Source organism: Pseudochryseolinea flava, assembly GCF_003286915.1.
Classification (GTDB): domain Bacteria; phylum Bacteroidota; class Bacteroidia; order Cytophagales; family Cyclobacteriaceae; genus Ohtaekwangia; species Ohtaekwangia flava.
Genome location: NZ_QMFY01000002.1, coordinates 249,077 through 270,229, shown reverse-complemented (window position 1 = coordinate 270,229; position 21,153 = coordinate 249,077). Strand labels below are relative to the sequence as shown.

Below are 21,153 nucleotides of genomic sequence, written 5' to 3'. Positions count from 1 at the left end.
CAGTATCAAATTAGATTACACTATGAAAAGGATATATATCTTATTCCTGATCGGCTTATTCACTTTCTCAAGTTGTGCGGAGCTGGATGTTCCGCCGACAAATGTGATTGGCGATGAAACGCTTTTCACGAATGAAGCTGGGATGCGTGTTTATATGGCGCGCATGTATAGCCGCATGCCGTTTGAAGATTTTAAATACATGGCGCAGTGGGGTTTCGAATATAACTCATGGCTTGGCTCTATGGGCATTGAAGGAACCGGAGAAGCGTTGAATCGCGACGGTATTTGTTCGGCGTTCACAAATGAGCGTACACCCTATTGGTCTGAGGCATTTGTGTTGCTTCGCGATGCAAATTATTTGATTGAGACGCTTCCTGATTTCAAAAGCAATTTCCCTGAAGTTACCTATAACCATTATTTAGGTGAAGCTTACTTCGCACGAGCAATGGTGTTTTACTCCATGGCAAAACGTTTCGGTGGTGTCCCATTAGTGACACGTGTGATTCGTTATCCGCAAGAACGAGATAACGCCGAAGTTGCACGCGCGTCAGAAGAAGAAACATGGAATCAGGTTGCCGCTGATTTTGATCAGGCTGCCTCGCTTATGCAACCAATAAGTCCAGAAAAAGGGTACGGAAATAAGTATGTAGCCCTGTCTTTCAAGTCGGAGGCGATGTTGTATGCAGGCAGTGTTGCGAAATACAATGAAACAGTTCCCGGTAGACTTACTGGCCTCGGTCAAAAAACTGGTGTACGTGTGATTGGTTTTTCGGAAACAACAGCCGCAATAGCGTCGAAGAGATATTTCAGAGAAGCCTACCTTGCTGCGCGTGCTGTAATAAACAGCGGACAATATTCTTTGTATAAAAGAAGATGGGCTGCAAATGACCCGCAAGCACAGTATCAGAACATGGTCGACATGTTTAGTGATTTAACTAGTCCAGAAAGTATCTACATCAAAGAGTACGGCTATCCGACATTTACACATGGGTATGATGCCTACAGCGCACCGTTCGTGTTTAAAGCACCGTTGGCGTCTGGTACTTGTCCTACACTTGACTTCTTGGAATTGTTCGACGGATTCGATCGTTATCCTGATGGAACAATTAAGGTCACATCAGGTTCTACCAACACAGAAGGGACCTATTTGATGTATGACTCTCCAATGGATTTCTTTGAGAATGCTGAACCACGTCTTCGTGCTTACGTGATTTTTCCTGGCGATGTTTTCAAAGGCAAGGAAATGGAAATTCGTGCGGGTGTATACACAGGTGCGACACCAATCAGTCCGCTCTTCAATAACTATTCTTATGCTGATGCGGAAAATCGCTATCAGAATTTGACCGCTTACAAACAAGCATCGAAAACACTTTATCTCAGTCCAAGAGAAGGTAATGGTCAAGAGATTGTTTCGTATGAAGGGAACAACATCACGGCAGCTGGGGCTAACGGTCCATTTTACGACAACGGAGAAGGTTGTCTTACAGGGTTGTATGGTCGGAAGTGGTTGAATCCAGATCCAGCATTTCAAGCGGGAGAAGGAAGATCGGCACAACCGTTTGTGTTGATGCGTTACGCCGAAGTATTGCTCAATGCCGCGGAAGCAGCGGTCGAGTTATCGTTAGCAGGTGAAGCGTCTCCCGATGGATCAGACATGATGCAAACAGCGACTTCTGCGATTACCGAAATCAGAGAAAGAGCAGGAGCGGAGCCACTTGTTGGAAACATTACAAGCACGATTGCCGGACGTAACCTCGTTCGTAAGGAACGTCGTAAAGAGCTAGCGCTTGAGCATAAAACGAAATGGGACCTCCGTCGCTGGAGAGTGCAGCACTATGAAGAACGCGATGGCTTCTGGGGCGAAGTTAGAAATAAAGATACCTTCAGCAGCAGTGCACGCTATCGCTTCCGCGGACTGTATCCATTCTTCTCGACACAAAGTGGAAAGTATTTCTTCGACGCCCGTTTTCAATGGGTAAGCTTGAAGACATTCGAATACAACGTGGTGGACTACTACTTTGCTATCCCTGGTGGCGAGGTATCGAAGAGCCCAGTAATCGATCAACAACCGAATCGATAAGAATTATTTAACACTTAGAAATTACGAAAATGAAGAAGGTATCATTTTATATAGCACTGGTAGCGCTGTCGTCCTTCACCTCATGCAGCCTGTTTGAAATTGATAACAAAGAGGAACCAGGTGAAACATTGCAGGGCGAAGTGGTCGATGTTGCCACCGGAGAACCTGTGCTTACAGATCAAGGTAGCGAAGGTATTCGCGTACGCTTGATTGAAGACAGCTGGGGCGAAAATGCAACGCCAAACCCTGACTTCTTTTGCATGCCCGATGGCAAATTTCAGAATACTAAACTTTTTAAAGGAACATACTACGTACGAATTGATGGACCATTTATTCCACTTGTGCGCGAAGACGAGCGCGGTGTTCCGCTCGCCGATGAATCACAAATCGTGGACGTGAGTGGTGTGAAGGCTGTGAAGTTCGAAGTGCAACCATTTCTTAATGTAGAATGGGTTGGCGAGCCTCAGGTTGTAAACGGAAAAGTAAAAGCACAAGTACGTGTTACACGCGGGGTATCACCAGAAATATTCCGTGCAAAGGTTGAGCCGATGGGTGGTTACAACGGAAGTTTCTTGAATGTGACCGACATTCAATTGTTCGTGAGTTATTCTTCTTCCGTTGGGTATCGTGCGCGTGATGAGCGTTGGTCGAACAAGATCGAATACACAGGTTCTGCTTTCAATGCATTGTTGGGTGAAACGATCAACATCGAGTCAAGTGGAACTATACCACCAGGTAGAGCCGTGTTTATTCGTGCAGCAGCGCGCATAAATTACGATACCCCGAAGGGTAGTGGAACTAGAAGATGGAACTACAACGAACCACTGCAACTTCTTATTCCTTAAAAATCATTACAGGTTGGGTTTAGAGTCGTTTCTTCGGAGACGGCTTTAAGCCTTTCCTTTTTTTATTTAGGCAGTATCAAATTTAGTGTAGGCCAACCGTTGCATACTTGTGATGCAACATGTAAAGGCGCTTGTTAAAAACAATATTGATTCGAATGCAGAAACTGTGTATAGCGATGTTGACGCTACTGTGTTGTGAGGCGTTGGCACAGCAAAAGGTTGAAAAGGCTAAAAATGTGGCAGCAGAAAAAACGACCTTTCAAACCGCAGGTCCATGGAAACCAGTAACAGATGTGCGGGCCGATGTCGCGATTGTTTATGGCGTGGAAGATCGCGGTACCATGACGTTTGAACAGCGCGTTAAAAGTTGGCGTGACCGTGGTTATACAACGCATTTCATGACCGGCATAGCATGGGGAGGATATCAAGATTACTTCACAGGAAAGTGGGATGGTAAAATGCACCTCGATGAAGGGCAAGTAACACAAAAGGGCGACACGCTGTGGCATGGGCATATGGTTCCGTACATCGTGCCTTCGATGAACTTCATCGCGTACATGAAGGAGAAAATTATAAAACGCGTAATCGATGCAGGTATCGATGCAATTTATTTGGAAGAACCGGAATTCTGGGCTAGGGCTGGTTACAGCGAAGCATTCAAAAGAGAATGGAATTCCTACTATGGTTTCGATTGGAGACCGCAGCACGAATCCGCTGAGAATACATATTTGTCTAGCAAGTTAAAGTACCATCTCTACTATCGTGCCCTGAACGAGTGTTTCACTTTTGCAAAAACATACGGCAAAAGTAAAGGCATGAATATACGTTGCTATGTGCCAACGCATTCTCTTGTGAATTACGCGCAATGGATGATTGTAAGTCCAGAAGCAAGTTTAGCGTCTTTGCCTTGTGTTGATGGATACATCGCACAGGTGTGGACAGGAACATCGCGCGAACCGAATTATTTTGATGGCAATAAGAAAGAACGCGTATTCGAAACGGCATTTCTGGAATATGGTTCGATGGAATCAATGACAGCACCGACGGGTAGGAAAATGTTTTTTCTTACGGATCCGATTGAAGATTGGCCACGTGATTGGGCTGATTACAAAAGAAATTATCAGGCGACTTTTACAGCGCAACTGTTGTATCCAATGATCGCCGACTATGAAGTAATGCCTTGGCCCGATCGCATCTACGAAGGACTTTATCGTACGCGTGCAAACGACGAAAAAAAAGAGCGCATCCCGAGATTCTACTCAACGCAGATGCAAGTCATGGTCAACGCGTTGAACACGATGCCGCGTTCTGAAAATAAAGTGAGCGGTGCGCATGGTATTGGGGTGTTAATGTCGAATACGCTCATGTTTCAGCGTTTCCCTACCCACCAAGGATACGATGATCCGCAGCTATCAAATTTCTATGGACAAGCATTTCCTTTTATCAAACGCGGTGTGCCTGTAAAAACAGTTCACATCGAGAATGTTTCTTTTCAGAATACATTGAAAGATGTGAAGGTATTGGTGATGTCTTATTCGAATATGAAGCCAATGGATAAGTTGGCGCACGATTTCCTTGCTGCGTGGGTGAAGAAAGGTGGCGTTTTGGTATACTGTGGAAAAGATGACGATGCGTTTCAGCGCGTGCAAGAGTGGTGGAATACAGGTGAGGAGAAATTTAATGCCCCTTCGGAACATCTGTTTTTGAAGCTTGGTGTGAAAGCACCATTTTCTGAGGGCGAATATAAGATCGGTGCAGGGAAGGTTTGTATCATCCGAAGCGATCCAAAAGAATTCGTCCTTGCGCAAAATCGCGATCATGCTTACATCAATACGGTGAAGAAGCTTTATGAGGAGCAAGGTGGTGTGCTTACGTTTAAAAATCACTTTACGCTGACGCGGGGACCGTATGAAATAATTTCCGTTGTCGATGAGAACCCAGATCAAAGTACATACACGCTAGATGGAAAATTGATTGATCTTTTTGATCCGGAAATACCTGTACTCGATACAAAGAAAGTGAACCCAGGAGAACAAGCGTTTTTATATAACATTGGTCGCATAGAAAATGTAAAGACGCCACAAGTGCTCGTCTCGGCATCACGCGTTTATGAAGAGAAGGTTTCAAAAAACACGTATGCTTTTGTGGTAAAGAGTCCGCGAAATACGCTGAATGTTATGCGCGTGTACATGCCGGCGAAACCCAATAAAATTGAAGTTGTTAATGGTCATGGAAACATGATCGATACGAAAACATCTTGGGATGCAGCAAGTAAAACTTGCTTCCTAAGTTTTGAGAACGATCCGGATGGCGTGACTGTAAAGTTGACCTGGTAAAGACTTGAATTGATATAGAAATAAATTAGTAAGAACAATGAAGAGGAAAATTGGATTATTAGCATCGACGTTTTTTTTGTGGGTTCTGATGCTGAACGTGCACGCGCAGGTTTCTGATCCTGTTGGCTATGTAAGCACATTGGTAGGGACGAATTCTAAGTATGAGCTTTCGACAGGAAATACATATCCCGCGATAGCACTTCCATGGGGTATGAATTTTTGGTCACCTCAAACTGGAAAGATGGGTGATGGTTGGATGTATACCTACACCGCGGATAAGATCAGGGGATTTAAACAAACCCATCAGCCTAGTCCTTGGATGAATGACTACGGTCAATTCTCGATTATGCCAATCACGGGCAAAGCTGTATTTGACGAGAACGAACGCGCAAGTTGGTTTTCACATAAAGCGGAAGTTGCAAAACCATACTACTACAGCGTTCATTTGGCCGATCACGATGTAACAACGGAGATCACACCGACAGAACGCGCTGCTATGTTTCGCTTTACCTTTCCTGAAAGCAAGGACGCATTCATCGTGACAGATGCATTTGATAGAGGATCTTTTGTGAAGGTAATCCCGGAAGAAAAGAAGATCGTAGGGTATACAACCCGTAATAGTGGCGGCGTTCCTTCAAATTTTAAAAACTATTTCGTGATTGTATTCGATAAACCGTTTGCAAGTTTTTCTATTGTGAAGGATGGAAAGATTGTAGACGGCGAGAAAGAATTTTCTGGAAACCACGCGGGCGCGATCATTGGCTTTCATACGACTAACAACGAGCAAGTGCATGCACGCGTAGCGTCGTCTTTCATTAGCGAAGAACAAGCTTTGCGTAATTTAAAGGAACTTGGTGATGCTGACTTCAATAAAGTTGTGAATAAAGGAAGGCAACGGTGGAACGATGTTCTTGGAAAAATCAAAGTCGAGGATGATAATATTGATAACCTGAGAACTTTCTATTCTTGTTTTTATAGATCGGTTTTGTTTCCGCGGAATTTTTCAGAGATAGATGCGAAGGGGAATGTCGTTCATTATAGTCCTTATAATGGAAACGTGTTGCCCGGCCATATGTTTACGGATACTGGTTTTTGGGATACTTTCCGCAGCCTCTTTCCATTCTTAAATTTTCTCTACCCAGCGGAGAATACAAAAATGCAGGAAGGCCTCGCGAATGCGTACAAAGAGAGTGGCTTTCTACCAGAGTGGGCAAGTCCAGGGCACCGTGATATCATGGTCGGAAACAACTCAGCATCGGTTGTAGCTGATGCTTATTTGAAAGGCTTGCGCGGGTATGATATTGAAACGTTGTGGGAGGCGCTCAAGCATGGAGCAAACAGTGTGCACCCGAAAGTGTCAGCATCGGGTAGAAAAGGATTCGAATATTACAACAAGCATGGCTATATCCCGAATGATGTTGAAGTAGATCAAAACGTTGCGCGTACGTTGGAGTATGCTTACGATGATTGGACGATCTATCGATTGGGTAAAGCATTGAACAAGCCGCAGGAAGAAATAGCAATCTATGCGGAGCGCGCCATGAATTATAAGAATTTGTATAATGCTCCACGCAAGCTCATGGCCGGAAGATCTAGCCAAGGATCATATTCGAATGCTTTCAGTCCAACCGATTGGGGACGTGATTTTACGGAAGGTAACAGCTGGCACTATTCGTGGTCTGTCTTTCACGATCCCGCGGGACTAATTCAATTGATGGGCGGTCAAAAGCAATTTGTAAACATGCTAGACTCTGTGTTTATAATTCCTGGCGCGGAAGGAATGAAGAGTCGTTCAATGATTCATGAAATGCGTGAAATGCAGGTAATGGATATGGGGCAATATGCGCATGGTAATCAACCGATTCAGCACATGGTTTACTTATACAACTACGCAGGCGAACCGTGGAAGGCGCAATATTGGTCACGCGAAATTGTCGATAAACTTTATGCGCCAACGCCAGATGGATATTGCGGTGACGAAGACAATGGCCAAACTTCAGCGTGGTATGTTTTCTCTGCGCTCGGTTTTTATCCATTGTGTCCGGGTAGCAATGAGTATATCTTGGGATCTCCGTTATTCAAGTCTGTAAAGATCAAACTTGATAATGGAAAAGAAATCACGATCAACGCGGCAAATAATGCGAAAGAAAATCGTTACGTTGCTGAGATGAAAGTAAATGGAAAGCCTTATTCTAAAAACTATTTAACGCACGATGATTTGATGAAAGGTGCGAAAATTGAATTCAAGATGAGTGCCGTACCAAATAAGAAACGGGGTATAGAGAAGAGTGACTTTCCGTATTCTTTCTCGAACGAAAAATAGTGGTAACAAAAAATGTTAAGCGTTAATAATATGTTCACAAAATCCTTTAATAAAATATTGTCACTTGTAGTAGTGGGAATCGTTCTTGGTTCTTGTACTCAACAAGAGAGAAAAAGCACAGAAGAGGCTGGCGTTGCGTTTCGCGCTCCTGCGTTTCCGCTCATTACTATAGACCCCTATACAAGCGCGTGGTCTACATCAGATCAACTGTTCGACTCTCCCGTAAAACACTGGACGGGAAAGAACCATTCTTTGATCGGCGCTATTCGTGTTGACGGTAAAACGTATCGCTTTCTTGGAAAGGAAGAGATCCCGTTGCAGCCAGTGTTGCCGAATGCGAAGTACGAAGCCTGGGACGGGAAGTTTGTAACACAACAGCCATCAAAGGGGTGGGAGAAGTCGGAATTCAACGATGCGTCTTGGAAAACTAGCAAAGCTGCATTTGGCACACCGAATACAGGAGAGACTAAAACGCCCTGGACAACCAAGGAGATTTGGGTACGCCGTACGTTTACGATGCCAACCATTAACAATGAAGGCGATCTATATCTGATTTATTCACACGACGACGATTTCGAATTGTACCTGAATGGAATGCAGATCGTTAACACCGGTAACCGTGCGAAGACGAATGTAACATTGAAGTTGGATAAAAGTCTGTTGAAGTCCGATGGCCAAAATGTGATTGCCGCACATTGTCTTGATCGCGGTGGATTAGCTTATGTTGACTTTGGTATTTTTAAGGATAGCGACATCAAGCCTGTATTTGCGCAAGCAGCGGTTCAGAAAAGTGCTAAGATTACAGCGACGCAAACAAAATATGATTTCACGTGTGGGCCAGTAGATCTACATGTCGAATTTGCGTCGCCACTGCTTATGGACGACTTAGATTTACTTTCACGCCCTGTGAATTACGTGAGCTATGAAGTTGTGTCGAAAGATGGTCAGTCACATGATGTTGAAGTTTATTTCGACGCTACACCTGAGTGGGCTGTCAATGAATTAAACCAGGAAGTAGAATTGACGACGGGTAAAAGCGATAACGTCAACTTTGCGAAAGCAGGAACTACAGAACAGCCGGTTTTACAAAAGAAGGGCGATAACGTGCGTATTGATTGGGGGCATTTCTATTTGGCGGCAACATCGTCTGAAAACAACGCGGTGGCTATTGGCGATTTCTCAGCAATGAAGAAATCTTTTGTGGAAGGCGGATCGGTAACATCTTCGGATAAAGAGATCACAGCCGTGATGTCTAACGCAATGCCTGTGCTTGCGTACACCGATAATCTTCATAAAGTATCGTCAACACCAGCGAAGGGGTATGTGATGTTAGCGTATAATGATGTTGAGTCCATTCAATATTTCGGAAAGAATTTAAAAGCGTGGTGGACAAAAGATGGTCAAGTGAGTTTTGATAATGCGTTGACTTCTGCGGCTGCGGACTATGAGAAGATTATCGAACGTTGTGATGCACTCGATAGTAAAATCTATCAAGAAGCGCTCAGTGCTGGCGGAGAGAACTACGCGCGTCTTTGCTTGTTGGCGTATCGTCAGGCGATTGCCGCGCACAAACTCGTGAAGGATCCGCAAGGCAATACATTGTTCCTGTCAAAGGAGAATTTCAGCAATGGCTCAATTGGTACCGTTGATGTCACTTATCCATCGGCACCGCTCTTCCTTAAGTATAATCCTGAATTATTAAAGGGCATGTTGAATCCCATCTTTTATTACACCGAAAGCGGAAAGTGGACAAAACCATTTGCAGCTCATGATGTAGGAACATATCCACTTGCTAATGGTCAAACATATGGTGGTGATATGCCAGTAGAGGAATGTGGAAATATGCTGATCCTGACAACAGCGATTGCCAATGTTGAAGGTAATGCTAAGTATGCTGAAAAACATTGGGACGCGTTGACGACATGGGCAAACTATCTTCTTGAAAATGGACTTGATCCCGAAAACCAACTTTGCACAGATGACTTCGCTGGACACTTTGCGCACAATGTGAACCTCTCGGCAAAGGCTATTATGGGAATTGCCGGTTATGGTAAGCTTGCAGAAATGCTTGGTAAAAAAGACATCGCTGAAAAGTATACGTCGCAAGCGAAACAAATGGCGCAAGAGTGGATCAAGATGGCGGATGATGGCGATCACTTCAAGTTGACTTTCGATCAAACAGGAACATGGAGCCAGAAGTATAACCTTGTTTGGGATAAACTTTTGAAACTTGATATCTTCCCAAAAGAAGTAACGCAGAAAGAAATTGCCTACTACTTGACCAAACAGAATAAGTATGGTTTGCCGTTAGACAACCGTAGAACGTATACGAAGTCAGATTGGATTATTTGGACAGCAACCTTGGCGAATGATTCAACTACTTTCAAAAAGTTCATTGATCCGCTTTACGGTTATGTTACTGAAACCCCGGATCGCGTACCTATGGGCGACTGGTATGAAACACCAGACGCTACGCAAGTCGGATTTCAAGCGCGATCTGTTGTTGGTGGATACTACATTAAGATGTTAGAATAGCGTTAACCATCATCATCTCCCTTCTCGATTTGAAATGGAGATGATGATCTAGCCAATAATATTTTTATAAGGATGGGGATAATCAGTCCCCATTATTTTTTTGTACTCAATAATGAAAGTTTGATATCTGATCCGCGCTTCGTCAGTCATTTTTAATCGCTGCATCGCTTTAATTTGAAAGGTCAGCGCTGTGTCATTGAGCGGGTCGATGTTTGAAATGGCTTCTGCAAATACAATCGTCGTAGGATAGAGTTCAGCGTTGAAACTTTTCTCCATTTCTAAGAGCAGTACCGGTTCTAATTTCTTTTCTAACTCTTCTTTAAGTGAATCGTATAGCGGGTGGTCGGAGAGTTGTAAGAATTTTCCACGCGAAAGTATTTCGATCAGCTCATCCCGGTGTTTTTCGATGTCATTGGTGGAAATGATGAACATGCATCTCTCGTAGTCACAATAGAATGCATCACTTTGCTCAATCTTAAAGTATCCTTTGTCATACACGAGCTCTATACCGTCGAGTTCACTCAATGCCTTGCGTAAATGGTTGATTGTAACACCGCGGGAGTTTTTGACTTTATCGGCAGCCTTGTCGGGCCACAAGATGTTACTAAGACGTTGAGATGCTATACCGCCTTCTGTGGTGGTGTATTGTAGGATCAGACAGAAAATTTGTTTCAGCTGCGCACTGAACATGTACGTGATGTTTTTGTTGTTTCGGTCGCGCACTGTGAATTCACCGAAAAGATAAATAGCATTCGCGCGCATCGCGACTTCCGCCTTAGCGTTCGGCACGTACTCTTGTTTTGAAGTGTCTTCCGGCGATGCAGTGCCCGTTTTCTTCTTTCTGTAAATTAAATAGCCGATGCCAATAGCCAAAGAAAAAGAAAGTAAGATCACAAATGCAGCGTAACTGGTTTTGTCTTTTGAATAGGTCGCTAATTCTTCAACCGTAAGCGGAGGGAAGGCTAATGAATAGACTTTTAGATCGGAGGAGATGTCGTTATCAAATTCCTGTACAACAGCAAAGAGGTTATTGAGCGTGCTGTCATAGTATAGATTTGCATTCGTAGTGATCTTGTCAGAATGGATAGGAATTGAATCACCTAAAATATCATACTGACCATCTTTCAACGAAAAGCGGTATAACTTGAGAAGCGATTCTGAAAAGTGTTCTGGATAACACAGGGTGTAGAAGCATGAATCATCGAGTATTACCATTCCCCGAACAGGTACCATGTTGTCTTGTTCCCACGGAATCTCCCACAACTTCGTAACGTTCTTTGTATTTAGATCTATTTTGTAGAGATCGTAGTAGTATTTTCTTCCAACGGTTTGTTCACCAGAATCATTACCCATTCCACCGAATATGTAAATGGAGTTAGTCTTCTTTAGATACCCCACAGACGAGAAGTAGCGTGGTGATAAAAAATCTCCCGTAAATCCTGAGAGCGTATCCCATGTCTTCGTGCTGATGTCGTAGGTGAAAAAATCTTTGCTGTAGCGCATTTTTCCAAATCCACCGAATAACGTAAACTGATTGGTCGCGGAATTGAAGTAAGAACCATGGTGATGTAATGGACTTGGAAGTTGTTCATAGTTTTCAGCTGTCCATTGGAAGGTCTCCAAATCTAAGCTTGCAATCGTTGGGCCTTCATAGGTGTCTTTCGGTGGGGCGTAGTACGTTTCGTATGAATACAGTTTATTCTTTTTTGCATCGATGAAGTTCATGCCGAGTGTGAGATTCACGGGACACTGCTGATCAAAAATTTTGAACGTAGTTTCTCCGGAGCGAACATCATAGATATACAATGTATCGCGATTGTAGTAATACAATACTTTCTTTTCAGGATTGTAATTCGCGCCAGCAACGGACTGCGATTTAAATGATGTTTTGTATCGCCAATGGTACGCATCGTTCACGAGCCACTCAGGATTTGAGACCTCCCCAAAAGTATTTCCACTGGCGTCATGCACAGCGTTTCCCTTGCTTTCATTGAGTGGAAAGAAATACTTTTCCTGATTGCCAATCGACAGATCTCGAATGGCGAATGATGGTACGTCAATGATGTGATCACTTTTTCCAAACAAAATGACAGGGTAATAAGTCTCAGGTAGCTTCTCATTACCGACACTATATGTTTGGTCGTTGATCGTAAGTTTTATCGAATCACCCTTTTGATCGAACAGAATTTTCATCTTAAACCAATGCATGTTTAAGAGTTTTTCTCTGTTTAGGTTTGCCACGATAAGGTTATTCTTACCTTCTTCGTTGAATTTGAAAGTGAGTCGGTCTCCCTGCCCATCGTAAAATAAGTTGTAGATGCGATTGCTCTCTTTATTCTTGATACGTAAAATGTACCCGAATTCAGTTGTGGGATAAAGTGATAGCTTAAATTCGATCGCGTAATAGTCGGCGAATTCTGCAGTCTTGTTGCCGAAAACATTATATGAAGTCCGCTGATTTATTGGTTGTTCACTGCCATGAAATTTTAAGCCTCCTGGTTGCGATGCTTGCAGCGAAATAAAGCTAAAAACGAAGAAAATACACCAAAATTCTCTTTTTGACTGATACATACCTTCAAAATTCCAAAAGAAACGCAACACGTGTCCCTGCATTCTACTTAAATAGGGTTTATTCACTGTTTTCCCAAACAAAGTAAAAAAAACGACGGTGAGTTTACTAATTCCTTCTCATTCTAATCCTATTTTCGGAGACAACCGGCTATTTTACTTCTTGCCAGCGAATGAGAAGGATTTTTTTTGCAGAAATGTATTCAAAACGTTTTTGGTTAGAGAGTAATTTGAGATTGCCCTATCGTCGTTAAGAGGCATACGTATTCAATGCTTTAAACCCTTAAGCCATTTCCATTTCTTCCGCTATGTACTCCTTAAGCTTTTGTAGATTGTTAAAGGCTTCTCCCATGGTATTGTTGAAATAGACGTAGACAGACTTTCCGATGTTTAACCATTCGACGATATAGGTCGCATATTCACGCAAGAAGGAATCTGGATACGAACCGCGATAGTCTCCTCCCGGACCATGAAAGCGCACATATACATCCTTGGCTGTTGTAATATGAGGGGAGCTTCCTTTTGATTTGTCATGAAGGACGAGCGCGGCATGGTAAGTTTTAAGGAGCTTATAAGTTTCTTTCGCATACCATGTGATGTCTCGAAATTCGACAGCAATGCGCCAAGCTGTTTTGTGATTATGTTTTTGGATGACGTTGAAAAGCTTCACTAATTGATCGAGGTATTGCGCGTTAATGCTTGCAGGAAATTGGATCAATATGCATCCTTTTTTATCACCGACATGATCAATAGACTCTATAAATTGTACGACATCTTGTTCTCGGAACTTTAGGTGCTTGGCGTGTGTGATCTCCTTCCATAGCTTGAACGTAAATTTGAAATTTTGTTCTACTTCATGCGACCACTTCGTCATTGTCTTTCCCTTCGGCAGAATATAAAATGAACGGTTAATCTCGATACTGTTGAAAATCGAAGCGTAATAAGTCAGGCGTGAACTGTGTTGAAATGGAGCGGGAAATCTGTATTTAGGCATTGGAAGGATTAAACCGCTAATTCCGCCGAAAAATTTGCCAATCGATTTTTGTTTACGCATAGCGACGCCGTTGGATTTCAGTCATGTTTAAATTCAAAGGTGGCAAAAGAACATGCCCGAGATGTTTCCACTTTTTTTGATGACCTCTTCATGTACAGCCCAACGACAATGGCATTGAATTATCGTTGGTATAGAAGGTTACGTTGCTCGTGCAGTAAGTCAATTAAATACACACGTATGAAAAATATTTTAAAACGCCTCAAGTACCCGTGTGCCCTCATCTTGTTTGCGTTCGCAATAAGTGCATGCGACGACTGGTTCGATGATGATGACGATGATCACGACGATACTAAAAACATCGGTCGAACGTTTGCAAAGGGTTTGGATACGCCATGGGAAATGCAGTTCGCGCCCGATGGCAGCTTGTTTTTATCGCAACGACCAGGAATAATCAGCATCGTAGATGCAAGCGGGAACGCGAAACCGTGGCTACGTTTGGATTCTGTTGTTGAGGAAGTGGGAGAGTCGGGACTTTTCGGAATTGCATTGGATCCGGATTATCAATCAAATCACTATGTCTACTTTGGATACACCTACGCAAGTCAGATATCGCCGATAGAACTGACCAATAAGATAGTTCGCTACAAGAACGACGATGGAAAACCTGTGTTTGACAAAGTGTTGCTTGATAATATTCGCGGTAACCATTTACACAACGTTGGTGCGTTTGAATTCGGGCCCGACGAAATGCTGTACGTCACAGTCGGAGAGGTGTTTGCGCCAGCGTTAGCACAAGATAAATCTTCGCTCAATGGAAAAATCCTTCGCATGACACGTGATGGTGGCGTACCCGACGATAATCCGATTGCCGGGTCCTACATCTTTTCACTCGGACATCGAAACCCACAAGGACTTGCCTTTCAACCGGGCACGGGCAATCTCTTTTCGACAGAGCATGGCCCGTCGGAGCAACAGGGATGTTGCATGGATGAAATTAATTTAATACAAGCAGGACATAACTATGGATGGCCGCTAATACGCGGAAGTCAGCAGCAAGCCGGTTTAGAAACGCCAGTGTATCATAGCGGAGATACTACTACGTGGGCACCAACTGGTGGAATATTCCTTGTGCACGGCGAGTGGAAAGGATCGATGTTGTTCACTGGCCTACGTGGCCAAGCGTTGTATCGTGTTGTGTTTAAGTCGGACGATGCAACTCAGATCGATAAAGTGGAGCGATACTTGTATCGCGCGCTCGGACGACTTCGTAATGTGGCAGAAGGTCCCGATGGAAAGATATATGTTGCCGTTAGTAATCAAGACGGCAGAGGTGATCCCCTCACCATCGACGATCGAATTGTAGTGTTTGATCAGAAAGAAGTAAGGCAATACGCCGACTAATGTTTCACGGCTTCAAGAAGAAAAAACAGGTCTATTCGTGATGATGAGTAGACCTGTGGATGTAAACCTAGAAAAGCTAAATGCGTGTGTTTCGTATAATCAACGTTGAAGGAGCGTCGACGAGCGCTTTCTCTTGATTGCGTACCATCGCGGTCCACGTTGGATAACTCGTAATCATCAGATCTACACCTTCGAAATGTGAAACGGATAATTCATTCGCTATATAATCTGATAAATGATTAGGTGCATTTTGTTTAATCAGACGCATCCGTTCTCTTACGCTATTATCTGAACCCGTGCTGTCCTGTTTTTGTACAAGCAAAATTTGAGATTGGTTGTTGGAAATGAATCGTTGTGCATAGTCTAATAAAAACGCGTCTTGTTGTCCATTCATCACGACTGTAATCCGATCTGCTTTTGTGAAATCTTTATCGATAAAGACGCCCGTTGAAATTTTTGTCTTCGAGAGTATGGTTGTGGTTCGGTCGTCAAGCGCCGAATCAACGAAAGGATTTGCTTCAGATACTTTTTCGAAAAGTTTTTCGGGGTGAAGAATGCGGGTTGAAAAGCCCAATATTTTACCCAATAATGTTCCCTGATAGATGGATTTACCAACCCCAACAAGGAGAAGGTCGTAGTCGCCCTTATTCGCAACCTCTGCGATATCACTCTCTAGGTCGGTTGATGCTTTGAACAACGTACTTACCTTTCGTGTTAAAGCGTGCGATTCTTCAATGATCGGATGAAAGCTTTCATTCTCGTATTCGTCAATGTTGAAAGAATGCAAATCACTTCCGGGCGTCAAGTGCATTGTGGTGATGTGCGAATTTTCATTTAAGTTTTTTGTGAAGAAGTTTGCAAGCCTGAACATTGATCTTCCGGTTTCAGGATTGCCGAACGAAATCAGGATCTTATGTTGCGCGGCTTTGGCTATGTTTGGTGTCACGGTTGTTTCTGGTTGATCTTTAAATATTTTGTTGATCAAGTCGAGTGCTGGTCCAGTCATCATCGTTGTGACCAGCGCCATAATGACAAGCATCGCGAATACTTCTGGTGTTAGTACACCTAAGTCATAGCCGATGTTTAGCACTACTAATTCCACGAGGCCACGAGTATTCATCAGTGCGCCAATAGACAAGCTATCTTTCCAATTCTGACCTACCATTTTTGCTGCGAGCGCACTGCCAACAAACTTTCCGGTGACGGCGATTAGGATAATAATTCCTGCGGTGGCCCACAATGACACATCGTTGAGTAAACCGATCTGCGTGCGAAGACCGGTGAACACAAAGAACAACGGAAGGAGAAGTACCACGGCAACATCTTCAACCTTGTCAATGAAGATGCTTCTGAATTTACTGCTATCAGGGATGATCACGCCCGTCATAAATGCGCCGAACAATGCGTGGATGCCAATGACTTCTGTGACGTATGCTGACAGGATTAACGTGAGGAAGAATATTCCGACAATGGATTGCGTGAGATTCTCACGAGAGCTATGCAAGTCGCCGATGCGTTTTAAGAATGGCTTGACAATTTTTAGCATCGCGAAAACATAACCTACCGCCATGATGATGCTGAAGATGGCACTGCCAAATGATCCGGCCTTTACGATAGCGATAACGGCGGCGAGGATGCACCAAGCTGTAATGTCATCTGCTGCTGCGCATGTAATCGCAATTGTGCCGAGTTTGGTTTTTTGAAGTCCGCGTTCTTGCACGATTCTCGCCAACACGGGAAATGCCGTGATACTCATCGCGATCCCCATAAACAAAGCGAATGATGTGAAGTTTATGGCGGGCGGTGAAAATGTTTCGTACGTGAAGAAGGCAAATCCAACGCCGAGTGCAAAAGGAACGATGATACTCGCGTGGCTGATTACTACAGCATCGTGTGCTTTGTTACGGAGTACTTTTAGGTCTAACTCCATTCCAACCACAAACATGAATAGGATTAGTCCAATCTGACTAAGAAATTGAAGATTGCCCAGCGATTGTTTCGGGAAAAGGGTAGCGGTAAATTCGGGGAAGTATAATCCGAGCAGCGATGGCCCGAGGATAATCCCGGCAATGACTTCTCCAACAACGGCTGGCTGGCGAATTTTTCCGGCAAGGTATCCGAAGAATCTTGCAACGATAATGATGGTTGCAATCTGCCCCAGAAGAATTGCAAGTGGATGCGAGAAGCTATGCTTGAGTGAAACAATAAACTCGGTCCAGTAATTTGTGTCTGTAACGGACGTCGCGATATCGCGTCCTTCCTCGAGGGCGGATCCACGCTGCAAGATGAAGTAGATAAAAAACGCAAATGCTCCGATTACGGCGATGTAAAATCCAGCTTTTTTGTAACTGCTGTTCGTTGAAAGGCTACGCTCCATAACATTGGCCGGGTGAAAGCAGGATCATTTCTTTCAATCCGACCCCGCTACCCCCGATTTTTTTGATCGTCTGAAAATGAAAATCCAATGATAATGAACACAGCGAGACATATTTCGCCTTACAAAGGTTAAATGTAATGAAACGGAATTTTTTTGCTACGAAATTCCCTTCGCGGCATGTTGAAAGTCCTGGCGATAAGATTCGCTAAGCGCAAGCGTCACAATAACTCCGCCGTGTGTTAAGTTTGTCGAAATTTCAGCGTGTGTGTATGACGTCACGATTTTTAATGCGATGAGCTGCTTCTTGCTAATTCTGCAAAATAAACTTCGCGGAAGTTGATCGTGTAATGCTTCGAAAGAAATGTTCTTCAATACCGTAGATGATTGATCGATCATTACTGCAACTTTGTCGCGGCTATCAACCTCCGAAGTTGTGATATAGGCAATGTTTGTAATGTCGATCAGGGCTTTGCCTTTGTCGGTGTTTAGCTGGATTATGTGTCGTTCATGCGATCTTATCTTCTTTCTTTCGTATGCTTTCTTTATGGCTACTGCTAGCCGTTCTTTCGTTACTGGCTTTCCAACAAAGTCGGTAGCATCGAGATCAAATGCATCGGCAGCATATTGTTTGTGGGCCGTAACGAAGATGATTAATTTATCTTTCAGCAATTGAGCAACCTGCATCCCACTCATCTTAGGCATCTCAATGTCAAGGATGCATACATCGAAGTCTAACGACGAAATGCCCGTCATGAATTTTTGCGGATCATTAAATGCCTTGACGATCTCAACTTCTGCAATTTGCTCACAAAGCATTTTTAAATACGCCAGACCTGGCAACTCATCGTCAAGCAGAACGCATCTCAATTTTGTAATCACGCAGTTTGATTTTAAGTTGAGCAATATATTGATCGCCTTCTTGTATTCGGTCTATTGTTGCATAAGCGCCGTAGATGAGTTGCAATCGCTGATCCAATGTTTTAATACCAAGGCCACTTTTTTGTTTGAGAAGCGGTGGCTTCTGTGATATTTTATTGGCAACGACAAGTGAAAACATGCCACCGTGCAATTCAATAACCACTTTGATAAACGAGTCGGCACTCTGAATGTCCGCATGTTTAAATGCATTTTCAATCAAGTCGATGCTGATTAATGGTGCCAGTATTTTTTTTGTGTAGTATTCTTCGTCCTCATCTATCTTCGTTTTAACCTGAAGTTCAAACAGCGGACTGAGTTTTATTTTGTTGATCTCGATGAGATTCTGAATGAAAACAATTTCTTCCTTCGGCGTAACAAAATCTTGACGACTATCATATAGGATGTAGTCCAGTACGTTTCCTAATTTGTCGAGTGCAAAGTAGGTTTGGTATGCGTGTGACTGTATCGAGTTCAGAATGTTTTTAAAGAGGTGCGGACTCAACGTAGTCTCTACGAGATTGAGTTTGTCGTACTGCTGCGTTTGAAGTTGTTTTATCGTGAGTCCCTGGTCTTTAACCTGCTGCCTTAAGGTGACAACGTATCTGAAGAGCAACGCTATGCTTGCAACGGCAACAATGAGCGTTATAATCGTTATGAGTCCTTCAATTTTCATCCTTGGGCAAAGATAGAAGGAATGATTAAAAACTATCATAGGACGATGTTGTCCGGTGTAGGGTAACGTACCTTTTGGAATGCGTCGGCGCGGATAGTCAGTCCGTTGTGGTCATCATATAGACTTCGTGCTGTCTTCCGGTACTTCAGAAATGTTAAAGAGGTAGCAATCCGCTAATGGCTTGCCTGTAATTTTGATCGACGTACGCGTCAATGGTGATCGTTGGTTGATCTCCATCGAAACACGATTATTCACCTTATCCTTCAACATCAGGTACACTGGCTCGAAATTAAATTGTGGTAGCTCCTTCCAAACGTCGGTAATGTTTTTTCCTACAATGCCATAACCGTTTACTTTTTTGATCGCTGTAGTGTTCGCAAAGAGGTAATTCCATGCGTAATCAATAATGTAGATTGAGGCTTTTTCATGCACGAGATCGTCTAGTATGAGGTCGCCAAAACTCATGGGTGCTGTCGCGACGCCGCGATCATGAGGTGGCGTTTGATTTTGAGCGGAGCTTCGTTGCATCAGGAAAATCCGGTGTAGCATGGCGTGGTAGTCGTCCATTTTCACGGGCTTTTGCAGTACGAAGTCAGCACCTGATTCTGTAAGCGTGTTTGCGAGCGGGTTGGCCATCGACGTGCTTAACATAGCAATGATGGTGTCGTTTAAGGCTGGCGTTTCTCGCAGCTTCTTGAGCAGCACGGCACCATGCATCCGCGGCATGTTGATGTCGGAAAGAATAATGTCTGGACTAAAGATTAATTCCTTCGTAATCACACGAAGTGCCTCTTCCGGATGCGTAAAGGTGATACACAAAATCGAATCATCAATGAGTTTGATAACATCCTTTATGACGTCGAGGTCGTCCTGATCATCATCAATTATGATAACTGTTTTTGGCAAAGTAAAGGTTTACTCGTCAATATATGGATTTTATTTGAGTTTGGATGATCCAGATGGGGTATTTGCGTTGTGCTGCCTCGATAACATGCATGAGCGTGCTCGTGTGTTTGCTCTCCAATATGTGCACTGGCATCGAGTTTTCAGTTTGCGTGTCAAGTAAAGCTGATAATTACGATATCAAAAATTAGGGACTTATGAATAATATACAGTTAGGAGAAAAGCAGCCCATCGCTGATGGTGTGTGGGGAAAAAAGGATGTTTTTGTGAACTACTATTTTATAAAGTCTGGTGAGTCCGATGCCTGGTTTTTGGTCGATGCAGGATTGAAGTGGTCAGCATCAAGAATCCGGATGACGGCAAGGAAACTATTCGGCGCTGGAAGTAAACCTGCTGGTATCATTTTGACACATGGGCATTTTGATCATGTGGGAGCATTGAAAGCGTTGTTAAGCGAATGGAATGTTCCAGTATATGCGCATGAAATGGAAATTCCGTATCTCTCTGGTGAGGCTTCTTATCCGCCGGCAGACCCAACAGCGGGTGGTGGCATGATGACCACCATGTCTTGGATGTATCCAACAGGCCCGATCGACATCAAAGAAAATCTTCGTCCCATCCCGATTAGTGGACGAATACCTGGGCTTGAAGAGTGGCTTGTGATTGACACGCCAGGTCATTCCCCTGGACATATTAGCTTGTTCAGGGAACGCGACAAACTCCTAATCGCCGGTGATGCTATTGTTACAACTCAGGCCGAGTCGGCGATCGATGCACTTTCCTATAAAGAAAAGTTATCAGGGCCTCCCAAATATATGACTTGCAATTGGGCCTCTGCGAAAATGTCGGTTATGAAAATTGCCGGGTTGAATCCTAATATCGTTGCTTCAGGCCATGGTCATCCAATGGAAGGTGAGCATCTTACAAATACATTACAACAACTGTTAAGCAAGTTTGACGATGTAGCGGTTCCTAAACAAGGTCGCTACGTGAATCAACCTGCCGTTACAAATAATAGGGGTGTGGTGTATGTTCCACCGGCTTTAGCAACGACACCGTCGCTAGCGAAAATTCTTACCGTTACGGCTGTTTGCATAGCGGTGGGTGCATTAGCGTATTGGCAGGTAAAGAAAAAGAAGCGACTCGCGCTGCTTCCTATTCGCGTAAACGGACTTCGCTGAGGGGATTTATCTGGAACCA

General features: G+C 43.7%; 13 protein-coding genes. 7 read left to right on the top strand and 6 right to left on the bottom strand.

Annotation, left to right across the window (positions count from 1 at the left end; genetic code table 11):
* Positions 1-22 precede the first annotated feature (22 nt).
* The 5 genes from DQQ10_RS06405 to DQQ10_RS06385 all read left to right on the top strand — a co-directional run bounded on the left by DQQ10_RS06405 (position 23) and on the right by DQQ10_RS06385 (position 10,119).
* Complete coding sequence (locus DQQ10_RS06405) at positions 23-2,080, top strand: RagB/SusD family nutrient uptake outer membrane protein (protein ID WP_112746239.1); 2,058 nt, start codon at positions 23-25, stop codon at positions 2,078-2,080.
* A 29-nt stretch (positions 2,081-2,109) separates the two neighbouring features.
* The gene (locus DQQ10_RS06400; protein WP_112745997.1) at positions 2,110-2,925 is read left to right on the top strand and encodes a DUF3823 domain-containing protein; all 816 of its coding nucleotides are present in this window, start codon (positions 2,110-2,112) and stop codon (positions 2,923-2,925) included.
* Positions 2,926-3,080: 155 nt separating this feature from the next.
* Positions 3,081-5,261 (top strand): hypothetical protein, encoded by a 2,181-nt coding sequence (locus DQQ10_RS06395; protein WP_112745996.1) that lies wholly within the window; start codon positions 3,081-3,083, stop codon positions 5,259-5,261.
* Between the two features lie 37 nt (positions 5,262-5,298).
* Entirely contained in the window at positions 5,299-7,584 is a 2,286-nt protein-coding gene (locus DQQ10_RS06390) for a GH92 family glycosyl hydrolase (protein ID WP_112745995.1), read from the top strand.
* Between the two features lie 30 nt (positions 7,585-7,614).
* Positions 7,615-10,119, top strand: a complete 2,505-nt coding sequence (locus DQQ10_RS06385; protein ID WP_112746238.1) for a glutaminase domain-containing protein — start codon at positions 7,615-7,617, stop codon at positions 10,117-10,119.
* 48 nt (positions 10,120-10,167) lie between these two features.
* On the opposite strand, the gene DQQ10_RS06380 is transcribed toward DQQ10_RS06385, so the two are convergent.
* Both DQQ10_RS06380 and DQQ10_RS06375 read right to left on the bottom strand, forming a co-directional pair.
* Entirely contained in the window at positions 10,168-12,756 is a 2,589-nt protein-coding gene (locus DQQ10_RS06380; RefSeq protein ID WP_245970306.1) for a Kelch repeat-containing protein, read from the bottom strand.
* Positions 12,757-12,970: 214 nt separating this feature from the next.
* Positions 12,971-13,741, bottom strand: a complete 771-nt coding sequence (locus DQQ10_RS06375) for a DUF72 domain-containing protein (RefSeq protein WP_112745994.1) — start codon at positions 13,739-13,741, stop codon at positions 12,971-12,973.
* A gap of 177 nt (positions 13,742-13,918) precedes the next feature.
* On the opposite strand from DQQ10_RS06375, the gene DQQ10_RS06370 reads away from it, so the two are divergent.
* A complete protein-coding gene (locus DQQ10_RS06370) occupies positions 13,919-15,082 on the top strand; it encodes a PQQ-dependent sugar dehydrogenase (protein ID WP_165823814.1) in 1,164 nt (387 codons plus the stop codon).
* 76 nt (positions 15,083-15,158) lie between these two features.
* Here the strand turns inward: DQQ10_RS06370 and DQQ10_RS06365 are convergent, their stop codons facing one another.
* The 4 genes from DQQ10_RS06365 to DQQ10_RS06350 form a co-directional block, all read right to left on the bottom strand.
* Positions 15,159-17,459: a cation:proton antiporter gene (locus DQQ10_RS06365; RefSeq protein ID WP_112745992.1), complete on the bottom strand. Its 2,301-nt coding sequence runs from the start codon at positions 17,457-17,459 to the stop codon at positions 15,159-15,161.
* 156 nt (positions 17,460-17,615) lie between these two features.
* Positions 17,616-18,338: a LytR/AlgR family response regulator transcription factor gene (locus DQQ10_RS06360; RefSeq protein ID WP_112745991.1), complete on the bottom strand. Its 723-nt coding sequence runs from the start codon at positions 18,336-18,338 to the stop codon at positions 17,616-17,618.
* A complete protein-coding gene (locus DQQ10_RS06355) occupies positions 18,307-19,050 on the bottom strand; it encodes a sensor histidine kinase (protein ID WP_112745990.1) in 744 nt (247 codons plus the stop codon). Before DQQ10_RS06355 ends, DQQ10_RS06360 begins: the two co-directional genes overlap by 32 nt.
* 114 nt (positions 19,051-19,164) lie before the next feature.
* A complete protein-coding gene (locus DQQ10_RS06350) occupies positions 19,165-19,956 on the bottom strand; it encodes a response regulator (RefSeq protein ID WP_112745989.1) in 792 nt (263 codons plus the stop codon).
* 194 nt (positions 19,957-20,150) lie between these two features.
* On the opposite strand from DQQ10_RS06350, the gene DQQ10_RS06345 reads away from it, so the two are divergent.
* The gene (locus tag DQQ10_RS06345) at positions 20,151-21,134 is read left to right on the top strand and encodes an MBL fold metallo-hydrolase (RefSeq protein WP_112745988.1); all 984 of its coding nucleotides are present in this window, start codon (positions 20,151-20,153) and stop codon (positions 21,132-21,134) included.
* Positions 21,135-21,153: the final 19 nt, after the last annotated feature.